Annotated in this window: 10 protein-coding genes; 5 read left to right on the top strand and 5 right to left on the bottom strand. The window is 53.4% G+C overall.

The annotated features are described in order from the left end of the window. Positions 1 to 588: 588 nt before the first annotated feature. The 3 genes from E1J53_RS12685 to E1J53_RS12675 form a co-directional block, all read right to left on the bottom strand. On the bottom strand, positions 589 to 3123 hold the full coding sequence (locus E1J53_RS12685; RefSeq protein ID WP_134270807.1) for a TonB-dependent receptor: 2535 nt from the start codon (positions 3121 to 3123) through the stop codon (positions 589 to 591). Positions 3124 to 3434: 311 nt separating this feature from the next. After that, positions 3435 to 4199 carry a Stf0 family sulfotransferase gene (locus tag E1J53_RS12680; RefSeq protein WP_134270808.1) on the bottom strand — a complete coding sequence of 255 codons (765 nt, stop codon included), beginning with the start codon at positions 4197 to 4199 and terminating at the stop codon, positions 3435 to 3437. A 129-nt stretch (positions 4200 to 4328) separates the two neighbouring features. Then, positions 4329 to 5480 (bottom strand): Gfo/Idh/MocA family protein, encoded by a 1152-nt coding sequence (locus E1J53_RS12675; RefSeq protein ID WP_253931637.1) that lies wholly within the window; start codon positions 5478 to 5480, stop codon positions 4329 to 4331. 154 nt (positions 5481 to 5634) lie between these two features. Here E1J53_RS12675 and E1J53_RS12670 point away from each other — a divergent pair, with 154 nt between their 5' ends. The 4 genes from E1J53_RS12670 (at position 5635) to E1J53_RS12655 (ending at position 10812) form a co-directional block, all read left to right on the top strand. Continuing rightward, positions 5635 to 6048: a thioesterase family protein gene (locus tag E1J53_RS12670; protein WP_134270809.1), complete on the top strand. Its 414-nt coding sequence runs from the start codon at positions 5635 to 5637 to the stop codon at positions 6046 to 6048. Then, positions 6038 to 7033: a YihY/virulence factor BrkB family protein gene (locus E1J53_RS12665; RefSeq protein ID WP_134270810.1), complete on the top strand. Its 996-nt coding sequence runs from the start codon at positions 6038 to 6040 to the stop codon at positions 7031 to 7033. Before E1J53_RS12670 ends, E1J53_RS12665 begins: the two co-directional genes overlap by 11 nt. A gap of 176 nt (positions 7034 to 7209) precedes the next feature. Further along, positions 7210 to 7821: an L-threonylcarbamoyladenylate synthase gene (locus tag E1J53_RS12660; protein WP_134270811.1), complete on the top strand. Its 612-nt coding sequence runs from the start codon at positions 7210 to 7212 to the stop codon at positions 7819 to 7821. Positions 7822 to 8478: 657 nt separating this feature from the next. Then, on the top strand, positions 8479 to 10812 hold the full coding sequence (locus tag E1J53_RS12655) for a TonB-dependent receptor (RefSeq protein WP_134270812.1): 2334 nt from the start codon (positions 8479 to 8481) through the stop codon (positions 10810 to 10812). Positions 10813 to 10848: 36 nt separating this feature from the next. On the opposite strand, the gene E1J53_RS12650 is transcribed toward E1J53_RS12655, so the two are convergent. Further along, positions 10849 to 11070 (bottom strand): hypothetical protein, encoded by a 222-nt coding sequence (locus E1J53_RS12650; RefSeq protein ID WP_134270813.1) that lies wholly within the window; start codon positions 11068 to 11070, stop codon positions 10849 to 10851. 150 nt (positions 11071 to 11220) lie between these two features. Between E1J53_RS12650 and E1J53_RS12645 the strand changes: the two genes are divergently transcribed. After that, on the top strand, positions 11221 to 12039 hold the full coding sequence (locus E1J53_RS12645; protein ID WP_134270896.1) for a hydroxymethylglutaryl-CoA lyase: 819 nt from the start codon (positions 11221 to 11223) through the stop codon (positions 12037 to 12039). Here E1J53_RS12645 and E1J53_RS12640 read toward each other — a convergent pair. Continuing rightward, positions 12036 to 12539: a hypothetical protein gene (locus E1J53_RS12640; protein ID WP_134270814.1), complete on the bottom strand. Its 504-nt coding sequence runs from the start codon at positions 12537 to 12539 to the stop codon at positions 12036 to 12038. The genes E1J53_RS12645 and E1J53_RS12640 overlap by 4 nt on opposite strands. Positions 12540 to 12623: the final 84 nt, after the last annotated feature.

Raw genomic sequence — 12623 nt, 5'->3', positions numbered from 1 at the left:
GTTGTAACCCATGTAGTGGCGTTGAGTTACGACTGTATATTGCATTGTACTCTGTGCCCCATGAAGTATTTCCTTTGCTACCTTCAGGTGTGTCGGATCGTCAGTGAACCGTAGCCATTAGTCTAATGAGTTAATCACCTATTCTGAATTATTCCTCTTGAGGAAATTAGCAAATAATTGAGGTTAAATGGTGTTTCCTTTCCCCGAAAGGAAACCGAATTAGACTGGGATAACTAAAGGACCTTCCGCAAAAGAATGTGACAAATCGATCTTGTCTAATCTTACTTTCTTTGCTGGTGTGGTCGCCTTTCGGGGAAAGGCGACACCAAGATTTTCCAAAGGGTGGGTGATTTCGACCTTCAGATGATCATACCTAACAAGACGCCCGGAACCTAAAAATTTAGACTACAATATTACTGGACACAATTTAGCCTCTAGAAGGTGTATAACTCTACGCCATCCCACACATGCCTTGCCGCTACCATTTGCCCCTCTGAACTGCCGCGATTCCGCAGGAATCGCTGATGAAACCTCACGGAACAGCCTACTTCTAAAGGGAAGGAATTCTCCTTCCGGTGGCGCAATGGCTTACTTACTGCCTACCCGGCTGGCTTCGTCTTCCAGCCCCGTATTGCGCTTACGGCTTTTCACCTTCTGATTACCGAAGTTGTAGCTGATGCTCAGGGTCACCCGACGACTGTCACGGAATCCCCTTCCGGAACTCACCAGGCCGTTAAATTCGGAACCTCCCTGCCAGTTGGAGGTAAAGAGGATATCACTGGCACTCAGCTTCACGTTCATCTGGTCGTTGATGAACTTCTTCTGCAGGCCAAGATTCAGGGAGCCCAGTGCTTCGTACTTAAAGACTCCTCCCCACACCCCGGGCCCAGAATAGAACCCACTGATTTCACCGGTGAACTGACCGGGCAGTTGCCAGGTATGCTGGGAGAACAGGCTGTAGGTGAAGGCCTGAAGGTCAATGACGGCGCCGTCTCCGTAGTCCGCCTGGTTATCCAGGTACCCCGCCGAAACGTTGAAAAACGCGTTCCATTTCTTGGTCACCGTGAAGGGCAATGACGCATTGAAGCTGTAGTTCGTTTGGGTGGCCAGGTTGTCCCACCCGATGAATCCGGCACGCGGGTCGATATCGTCGGGTCCGATCAGGCGGGTAATCTGGTTACTGGTACGGCTGTAGGCTAACTTGAAGTTGTAGCGGTAGGCCAGGGTGTAGCCCAATTCAACATTGTCCACGATTTCGGGATTGAGGAAGGGGTTACCCTTTTCGTAGCTCAACTGGCTGATCTGGTTCCGGAACGGGTTGAGGACGTTGTAATCCGGCCGGTTGATCCGTCGTCCGTAGTTCAGGGCGATGGTATTCCCCTTTCGTTGGTTAACCGCATAGGTGAACCCAATGCTGGGGAAAAAGCTGAGGTAATTGAGTTCTACGGGAGGCTCTTCCAGGTCAACCCGGAAGGCCCGCAGGTCACCGGTGGCGTCGGTGAGCTCGGAACGTAGTCCCGCCGAATAGCTGATCTTGTCGTTGATTTTGCCGGCAAAACTGAGGTAGGCGGCGTAGACGCGCTCGTCGTAATCAAACTGGTTGGAGCGGGCATCGTTCAAGGTGCGGTTACCGTCCGCATCTACGTCGTAGAACAGGAAGGTATTGTCCGTCCCCACCTGAGAGAGCTTTATGCCGGTACTGAACTGTCCACCAAAAAGGGGTTGCTCATAGTCCACTTTGGCCGTGGAAATGTCGATGTCAATGGGGGTGTCGAAGTAATTATCAATTTGGGTAAGGACGGTACTTCCGTCGGGGCTGAGGTAAGCGTTGGGTTGGTCCCGAAAGTTGTCGTTGCGGAACCGGCCATAATCGAGGTCAACATTGAGGGACTTTCCCTCACCGATGGCGTAACGGTAATTGATGTTGAAGGTATTCTGGCTACGATCAGAGCGACCGAAGGTGGCCGCCCGCAGCAGGCTGTCGGCCTCCGCATTAACCACGCCATTGGTTACGGAATAGAGGTCAATATCGTTGCTGGCCCGGCTTTCGTTGTCCTGATAGCCTCCTCCGATGAGGAAACCGATGGTATGCTGGTCACTTAAGAAGAAGTCGACGCCGGCGCGGTAGCTGGGGTTGCGATCGCTTCCCCGTACCAGCGTTTCTTCGTCGAGGAAAAGTCCGTTTTGAAAACTGTCGAAGAAGAAATTATTCCACGACTCTCCCTGAGCGTAGGTCAGGTTCGCAAAGGCGTTCATGAACCGGTTGCGGTAGTTCCCCGTAAAGTTGGTGTTGAAGCGGGAGTACCGCCCCTGGCTGAAAGTGCCGGATACCGTTCCGTTAGCCCCCTCGTTTTCGTTTTTCTTCAACCGGATGTCGATGATTCCGGCGTTGCCCTCGGCCTCGTACTTGGCGCTGGGGTTGGTAATGATGTCAATGCGGTCGATCTGCTCGGCGGTGAGGTTACGCAGGTAGTTGGACAGATCATCTCCGGCCAGTGGAAGGCGCTTTCCGTCTACGTAGACCAGTACGCCGGAGCGGCTCAGCACGTTGATGTTATCGTTATTGTCGATGGTTACCCCCGGAGCTTTGCGCAGCAGGTCCAGACCGTTTTCGCCCACGGCGTTGATCGTCCCCTGAACGTTGAAAACGGTCCGGTCGGGTTTGATCTCCACCAGGGCGCGGGTGGCCGTTACCGTAGCCGCTTCCAGCTCAATGCCCGCGGGCTCCATGGAGAGTACTCCGAGATCAATCAGGTCATTGTTCGCAACTTCCAGTCCGGGTTGGCGGAGATCCGGCATCCCGAGATAGGTGACGACGAGGTCGTAGGTTCCGGCGGCCACCTGGGCCATCTGAAAAATACCCGCATCGTCCGTGGTTTCCACCTTGGCCAGGCTGGAGTCGGCCTTCAGGTAAAGGGCAACGTTGGCAAAGGGCACGGCTGCTCCATCGGCATCCTGCACCTGGCCCTTGATGCTGCCCTGAGCAAAAACTCCGGAGCAGAGGGCTAAACCGAGGACGAGAAACAACAAACGCCGACCGAAAGGCCGGACGTTCGTGTTACTCGAGAGAAACTGATTTGGATTGGGGAAATTGGGAATGCTAAAACGTAAAAATGATTTCATTTGGCGGGGTGTTAAATCAGTGAGATGCTACTCAGCAAAAGGTTGGGGTTTTGACCTTGTTCAATGGGAGTCCGGAATGTTGTGATTCACGAATGACGCCAAGGACAGGTTCCGATAGTTGATCTTAAATCCACCACAAATATCAAGCTTCCGGGAAGGCCAGGCATCCGGTTTTCGGTGAATGACCACCATTAATGGACGAACGCCCAATTAGTATGATGCTGCCGTTAAACCACCCGTAACCCCGGCTTCGCAGGGACGTACCTGGCACCTGCACTCCGTGTCCAATGCCTTACCATAGGAGTGAGGGCCTACCATACCTGGTGGGGCATGGCCGCCTGTAAATCCGTACGAAATCGTTGCACCCAGCGTTCGGAGTATTGGTTGGCGGTCCGTTGTAAATTTTTGGGCGGAAGCGTGGTGGGGCCCTTGATCTCCAGGTAATCCAGAATGCGCGTCAGGGTGCCGGGAAAGTCCTTGATCATGTCTTCGTAGACCACCACCAACGGACGCAGAGCATACTGATCAAACTGATCCTGCAGCGTGCACTCCTTGAGGTTTGCTTCCTTGAAGAGGTGCATGATCGCGTCAAAATCGTAGTGCTCTTCGTAAAAATCTTCCGTCTGTTCCTGGGTCTGCCCCGACGAAAGGTGCCAAACATCGTCCTTGATCGCCTTCCACCAGGAAACCGCCTGGCGGATTTTATTCCTGCGGGTCAGGTAAATGTGCTTACAGTTAGGAAACAGATCGGCAAGCACCGATTCCGGATCTCCCTCACGGTATTCCGGCGCTCCGTCAAGTGCGGCAATTTCTCCCAGTAAGTGGCGGTAGTAAGTATGGTGAACGGAGTGTTTGATGCCGAAGACGCCGTTAGAACTGCTGCCCAGCTTCCAGAGGTGCTCCCGAAAGGCGTCGTAAGATGTCACGCCGTATTTATCCCACAGCGTTTCCTCCATCGAAAGGTTAAAGAACTCTCCGGGTCTACCCGTAAGGCCCGTGTCTTCGAGTCCCTTACACAGCAAAGTGCTGCCACTGCGTTGCGTAAACCAGATGCGAAAAGATTGGTGGGGCTGCATAAACGGTGGTTTGGTTAGGGGTTATTTGGGAAAATAACCCGGAACCCACCTCCGAAAGTTGCGGCTAAAACGAGCGGTGGCGACCCCCGCAGGGAGCCGCCACCTTAATTTATGCCTGGGGACCATGGATTAAATCGTGGTCCACTTATCGTCACTCTGGCTGTTTTGCACCACTCGCTCAACGAAGACCATTCCACGCAGTCCGTCGTGCACGTCGGGGAAGTCAGTATACAGCGGATCGGGTTCTTTACCCGCGAGGCGGGCCTGCACGCAGTGGGCAAAGTTCTTGTAGATGTTGGCGAAAGCCTCCAGGTAGCCCTCCGGGTGTCCCGCGGGAACGCGCTGCGCCGCCTGGGCGGCGGCGGAAAGTTCCCCTACGCCGGTTCGGTAGTAGGTCGCGGGGCCCTCCAGGTTTTTCACGATGAGGGTGTTTGGTTCCTGCTGGTGCCATTCCAGGCCTCCGGTTTCTCCCCACACGCGGATGTTGAGGCCATTTTCTTCCCCAACGGCAATCTGGCTGCAGTGTAGGACGCCCTTGGCCCCTCCGGCAAAGCGAAGCAGGATATTGGCGTCGTCATCCAGGCGACGGCCGGGGACGAAGCTCGTCAGGTCCGCGCAAACGGACTCAATTTGCAGTCCCGTCATGTACTCGGCCAGGTTCTCGGCGTGGGTGCCGATATCTCCCATGGCCCCGCCCAGTCCGGATTTGCTGGGGTCGGTCCGCCAGCTGGCCTGTTTCTGGTCGGAATCTTCCAGTTTGGTGGCCAGCCACCCCTGCGGGTATTCCACGACGACCTTGCGGACTTTACCGATATCTCCCGCCTTGATCATATCCCGGGCCTGCTTGACCATGGGATATCCGGTATAGTTGTGGGTAAGCGCGAAAATCAGTCCGGTCTCCTCCACCAGTTTCACCAGCATTCTGGCTTCTTCCACGCTAAAGGTCATCGGCTTATCGCAAACGACGTGAAAGCCGTTTTCCAGGGCCATCTTTGCGGGCCCGAAGTGCACGTGATTGGGGGTCACGATGGAGATGAAGTCCATCCTCACGTCCTCCGGCAATTCCTTTTCCTTCAGGATCATTTCTTCGTAGCTCCCGTAAACCCGGTCGGCGGGCAGGAATAGATCTTCCCCACTCGCCTTAGATTTTTCGGGGCTGGAACTGAAGGCTCCGCATACGAGTTCAATTTGCTGATCAATGGCTGCGGCGATGCGGTGAACGGCACCAATGAAGGCTCCACGGCCTCCGCCAACCATTCCCATTCTAATTTTTCTGGACATTGTGTATCTACTTTAAACTGGATTGCGAGTATAGGGAAAATCGATGGAATCCGCTGCTTCACGGACCCCGGCAAAACGCCACTCCGCCCCCATAAACCTACAACTGGACCACTAACGCTAAATTTGCGGTCAAACAACAACTGTCGGACGATTCATGCTAAGTTCTACCACTACCCATCGCGTACGGTACGGAGAAACGGACCAAATGGGCTACCTCTACTACGGCCGCTACGCCATGCTGTACGAAATCGGCCGGGTGGAAATGCTGCGGGACATCGGGTTGAGTTATGCCTCCATGGAAGCAGAACATGGGGTGATGATGCCCGTCATGTCGCTCAACCAGCGCTTCGTCCGTCCGGGGCGTTACGATGAATTGCTGACCATCGAGACTACTTTACGGCGTCTGCCCGTCGACACAATTACCTTTCACGTCGAAATTCGTAACGAAAAGGGTAAATTGGTCAACGGAGGGTCCGTCAAATTGTGTTTTGTTGAAGTAGCTTCCGGTCGTACGACCGCTGCGCCGGACTACCTACTGGAAAAACTGCGCCCTCATTTTGAAGATTAGGCTGCCGAAACTTGCGGAGATAAAAACTTTCTTCACCCGCCATCCGTGGTGGTTGGGGCTGGTACACTACGCCAAGCACAACAGCTTTATCGGTTTTCACGGCGTCCCGATTTACGACGTCGTTGTCTTTGTCTTTCACGAAGTGCGGAGGGATGACCTTTTTACGCGGGCCAACAGTATCGCCTTCAGTTTTTTCCTTTCTCTCTTCCCCTCCATTCTGACGCTTTTCACCCTGGTGCCCTTTCTGCTGGATTTCTTTACCATCTGGTTTCCGGAACTGAGCAACTTCAATACCATCCTTTACGAAGAGATCAAGCAGGTGATGCCAGGGCAGGCGGGAGATATTCTTTTCGGTTTCGTGCAGGACATTACGAATCAGCCCAAATTCGGGTTGTTATCCTTTGGTTTCCTGCTGTCCATTTACTTCAGCACCAACGGCATGATGGCCATGATGCAGGCCTTCGAGAAGAGCTACGTCAAGACCTTCAAGCGCCGCAATGCCCTGCGCAAACGCCTTATTGCCGCCGGACTGACCCTGCAGGTCAGCCTGTTTATCGTAGCCAGCGTGGTTTTTGTTATCCTGGGGGGTAACATCATCGACTGGCTATCCAGCCTGCTGTCCATCGGTGATTTTACCAGCTTTTTGTTCAACCTCCTGCGCTGGGTCATCATGCTGGTGTTGTATTACGTCAGTATCGGCAGCCTGTACCGCTACGGAGCCGCTACCTTTCAAAAGTTCAGTTATTTCAGTCCGGGTGTCACGCTGGCAACCGTCCTCTCTCTGCTGACTTCGGTAGCCTTCAGCTTTTACGTGGACGGGTTTAACCGTTATGACACCTACACCAAGTTTTATGGCTCCATTGCGACCATCATCATCGTCATGCTCTGGCTCCAGCTGAACGCCCTGATTCTGATCATCGGCTTTGAATTGAACGCGGCCATTGCCGTTCACCGGGACCTGAAGACCATCGGGGAAGAGGAGTAAACTGTATCAATTGGGGGAATTCTCCCCCTAACATTGGGTTCACGGCTAACACCCCAACTGGCGGTTCAAGTTTTTTTGGAAATGTTCCAACTTCTCCCCTTATTACCTGGCAAAACCTTATTTCGCGAGTATTTCCCCACCGGGGTAAATGCCCTTAACCAAAAACTTTGCTGCCCATGCTTGTCTCCATCAATTCTGACAATCCCCAAGGACGTCTTATCAAGCAATTAGTTGAAATCCTTGAGGATGGCGGCGTCATCATCTACCCAACGGATACCGTCTACGGCATTGGATGCGACATCACCAACAAAAATGCGGTTGAGAAGGTCGCCCGGCTACGGGGGATGGATCCTTCCAAGGCCATGTTCAGCTTCATCTGTCAGGACATCAGTCAGGTAACGGACTATTCAGCAATGATCAACAATGACGTATTTCGCGTCATGAAGCACAACCTGCCCGGCCCCTTCACCTTCATTCTCAAATCCAACAATAAGACGCCGAAAATCCTCAAAAACCGCAAGGAAACCATCGGTGTGCGCATCATTAACAACAACATTGTGGATGCGCTGGTCCGTGGATTGGGGCGGCCCATCCTGACGGCCAGTCTGAAGAGCAACGATGAGATTGCGGAGTACTACACCGACCCACAGGATATTTACGAACGGTACGGAAAACTGGTGGATGCCGTAATTGATGGCGGCATGGGCGGAATTGAGCCGAGCACCATCATCGATTGTACTGGATCGGAGCCCGTACTACAACGAGAAGGCGCCGGAGTACTGCAGTAGTCCGATAGAATTACATCGTTAGAAATGAGCAGCTATCGGGGCGAAAGCCGGAATGGTACGCCCCGGTATTTCCGCTTCCTACTGACCGCACACGCAAATTGCTACGAGCGGAAGGGAAGATTCATTCCTAGCTGCTGCTTCGGTATTTTCGGATATTTGTCCAGCGGGGTGGATTTGGCTAGCCCCTACCTAGCGGTCATTGGCTGTGACCAAGGGAATTAACGTAGGGCGACGGCGCGCAGGTGCCAGGTTGGCGGGTGAGGGCCGCGGAAAAAACTGTCGATTTTTCGTCTACAGAGTCTACATGTAGACTCTGTAGACATAAAAATTAATTTAATTCGTAAACATCTGTAAATAAACATAATAAGACAAAAATGTAGTCAAAATATTTTAACCCACCCCCTCTACAACAATATTCTCTCCCGCCCAGCTATTTACCCATCACCCTGGCACCTGCGTCCGCGACAAAACGATGGCCCCCATGTGCTCTACCTGGGCTTCATCATCCCACTGCCTGTCTTCCAACACGGAGAAAGCACCATTTTCTGCCTCCATCATTTAACGTTAGGTTCCACGACCGACAAATACTATCTGTTCCGAAAGCGGTCCGGGGACTGCTAAAAGCGGTATGTTTGCGCCCGTTAGTTTTTCGACCTTATGCGCCACTATCTACTCACTTTTTGCCTCCTCCTTTCCGCTAGTTTCGTTTTTGCCCAGAGCGGAATTATTCGCGGAAACGTTTTTGACGAAGGGAACGGAGACCCCATTGCCTTTGGCACCATCCAGCTTAAGGGACCGGGTGGCCTGGAGCGCGGAGCCAACACCGACGTAGACGGATTTTTCAGCTTTGCCAACCTTCCCATCGGTGACTTCACCCTGATTGCTACCTACCTCGGTTACGATAGTGCCGTGGTGCAGGTCAACCTGGCGGTCGAAAATGAAATTGAATACCAACGCATCACCCTGACGGCCGGAGGGGTTAGCCTGAACACGGTCAACGTCAGCGCCCGGCGGGAGCGGGCTCGTTCGGACGTCGCCGTTTCCAAAGTAACCTTCAGCAGTGAGGATATCCAGGCCGTCCCCGCCACCGGCGGGGAGCCCGACATCGCTCAGTACCTGACCGTTATCCCCGGCATCGTCAGCTCCGGCGACCAGGGCGGTCAGCTCTACATCCGGGGAGGAAGCCCGGTGCAGAACAAGCTCATCCTGGACGGTATGACCGTCTATAATCCCTTCCATTCCATTGGCCTGTTCTCCGTCTTCGAAACCGAGGCCATCCGCTCCGCCGACGTGTACACCGGGGGATTTAACGCCAACTACGGGGGGCGGATATCCGCCATCGTGGACATCAAGACCCGGGAGGGCAATAAAAAACGCTTCGGAGGGCTGGTATCCGCTAGTCCGTTTCAGGCCAAAGTACTGGCGGAAGGTCCCATTAAATCCCTCGACCCGGCCACCGGCAGCAGCATTTCCTACCTGGTCACCGCCAAGAGAAGTATCCTCCCGGAAACCAGCAAAACCCTCTACGAATACGCCGTACAGGATAACTTCTTCAACCTGAGTGATACCAGCTCCCTGACCGCAGGAGATATCGGGCTTCCCTACAACTATCAGGACATCTACGGTAAAATCAGCCTGGTGGGGGGCAACGGCTCCAAGCTTAATCTTTTTGGCTTCAACTACACCGATGATTTTGAGGTGCCCAGCCTGGCCCGGTTGGACTGGACGAATTCCGGTGCGGGCCTGAGCTTTCTCCTGGTACCCCCCAGCAGTAACGTGGTCATTGACGGGGTGGTCAACGCCAGCACCTACGACATCGGGTTGAGTGACCTTACCGATGCGCCCCGCCGCAGCCAACTCGGCAACTACCGAATTCAGCTGAACTTCACCTATTTCGGCAACAAGGATGAGATTGGCTACGGCGTTGAATTCAACGGACTCAACACTGACTTTCAGTTCCGGAACCCCGTTGGAGTAACCTTTAATCAGGCCAACTTCACCACGGAATTAAATGGTTTCATCAAGTATAAACGAACCCTGGGCAATCTCATTCTGGAGCCGGGCTTACGGGTCCAATTCTACGGATCGCAGAATACGGTTTCCCTGGAACCCCGCATGGGTATCAAATACAATGCCACGCCCAGTGTCCGGTTTAAGGCCGCGGGTGGGCTCTACAGCCAGAACCTGATCTCTACCCAAAATGATCTGGACATCGTCAACTTCTTCTCCGGCTTCCTCGTCGGCCCCGAGAGCACCATCTTCGACAAGGATGGCGTAACTCCAACCAGCGACAACCTCCAGCGGGCTACTCACGCCGTAGTGGGCGTAGAGGTGGACGCCAATGATGATCTGACCTTTAACCTGGAAGGATATTATAAAGGCTTTGACCAGCTGATCGAACTCAACCGCAACAAACTGCGGGCCAGTGATCCGGATTTTGTAACCATCGACGGTGTTGCCTACGGTGGGGACATCTCCTTTGAATACCGGAAAAACGCCCTGTTGCTGGCGGGTAACTACAGCCTCGGTTTTGTCAACCGGGATGACGGCGAACAAGAATTTCCTACCAGCTTTGACCGACGACATAACGTCAATGCGTACGGGTCCTACATTTTCGGAAATGACAATGCCTGGGAATTCGGGTTCCGCTACAATTTCGGCTCCGCCTTCCCCTTCACCCAAACCCTGGGCTTCATTGAAGATCCGGACCTGAACTCCGCCCCGGTACTCCCCAATATTCTGACGGGGAACGGTGATTTGGGCATTCTGTTAAGCCCCGATCGCAATGGTGGGCGACTTTCTGATTTCCACCGTCTTGACCTCTCACTGAAGCGCACCTTCAGCTTCGGAGACTACACCCGACTGGAGGTAACCGCCAGCGTAACGAATGCCTACAATCGCGAAAATATCTTCTACGTGGATCGGGTTTCCAACGAACGGATCAACCAGCTCCCCATCCTGCCGAGTCTGTCCGGGACCTTCCACTGGTAGTTTTTCCGACAAGAGTGTTCATCAAGCGAGATGGGCTCAGGCTTCTTCCCGGTCCCAGTCCGTCTGTCCGACGTAGATCATGATCAGCCCCGCGATAACCATAACGAGGCGGATGATGAAAGACAGGGCGGGGTTGGTTTCGTAAAGCCACTTCATGAATACCAGGTCTACGCCCACCATGTTGAGGAACAGCGTCAGGATACCGACAAAGAGTAAGACAAAACCAACAACGGTTAGGGTGGCGGAGTGCTTGAGCATGGTTTAGCTATTTATGGTAAAACTACTGCGTAGGCCAAGGTGTTGAGCGGGAGAAAGGTAATTTTACCTTTACCTGAGTTTTCTGCCCACCAGCCACCAAATATAACCGTGCCCAGTCCCATCAAAATCATCGAATGCCCGCGCGACGCTATGCAGGGCCGAAAAGTTTTCATCCCCACGGCAACCAAAGCAGCCTATCTGCAGCAGTTGCTGGCCTGTGGATTTGATACGCTGGACTTTGGTAGCTTCGTTTCCCCCAAGGCCATTCCCCAAATGCGGGATACCGCGGAAGTCTTGTCGTTACTGGACCTATCACAGACTTCCACCAAACTCCTTGCCATCGTGGCTAACCGCCGGGGAGCCGTAGCGGCACTGGAGCATTCGGAAATTGATTTTCTGGGGTACCCCTTCAGCGTCAGCGAAACCTTTCAATTACGGAATACCAACGCTACCCTGAGTGAAAGCCTGGACCGGGTCAAGCAAATCCAGGAACTCACCGTCGCCGCCGGAAAACAGATGGTTGTGTATCTGAGTATGGGGTTTGGCAACCCCTACGGAGATCCATGGAACGTAGAAGTAGTAGAACGGTGGGTCGGTGAACTTGCCGGTTTGGATATTGGCATCTTTCAGCTCTCGGATACCATCGGGGTCAGTACACCCGCCAGCATTCAATACCTGTTCTCCAACCTGATCCCCGAATACCCGCAACTGGAAATTGGTGCGCACTTGCACACCACCCCCAGCACCTGGGAAGAGAAAATTGAAGCCGCGGCCATGGCCGGATGTGTACGCTTTGATGGCGCCATTCGGGGTTTCGGGGGGTGTCCCATGGCCAAGGACGAACTAACGGGAAATATGCCCACCGAAAATATGATCCACTACTTCGGCCACGATCGGACCGGAGTAGACCGGGAACAATTCCTGGCCGCCATGCAGGCATCCTCCGGCGTTTTCGTTGACGATCACTAATTGGATGTACGACTCACTAACCGCATCACGGACCGGTATTCATCGTCCTTCTCCCCGTCGAAATCATAGTCTACTACACCCCGCAAAGTAAGTCTTTGCTCCTCCATGAGGGGAGCATATGTGTAGGTAACTTCTGGCTCGATGATGAACAAGCTATCCGTTTCCGTCACTTTCCAGAGGCCATTGATCACACCGGCCATCTGGCCATCAGACAGTTTATGGGTTCTTTTTAGTTTACCGTCCGGAGTGAAGACCGTCCGGGAAGGTTGGACACCATATACCCTGCCCCAATCGGCTTCCTTGATCAGCTGATGCACCGCAGTGTCGCCTCCCTGATAGGTAGGAGAATGAACTTCGATTTCAATCGTCTCCCAGGTACCCAACATCGCCTCTTCCAGGCTTAGCTCCGCCGGAGCTGTTTCGGATGGTTGAGGGTCACCCTGGCAACTTACGAGAAAGCAAAGAAGCAACAGACCCGTGGCAGAAAATATGGTTCTCATAGTCGGGCAAATATCCGAAAATAATCAGACAAGCGCCACAATAAATCAGGGAATAGAACTATCTACCCACCAATCCATTTTTGC

The organism is Lewinella sp. W8, from assembly GCF_004375085.3.
Lineage (GTDB): Bacteria > Bacteroidota > Bacteroidia > Chitinophagales > Saprospiraceae > Neolewinella.
This window is presented reverse-complemented; position numbering and strand designations above follow the sequence as displayed.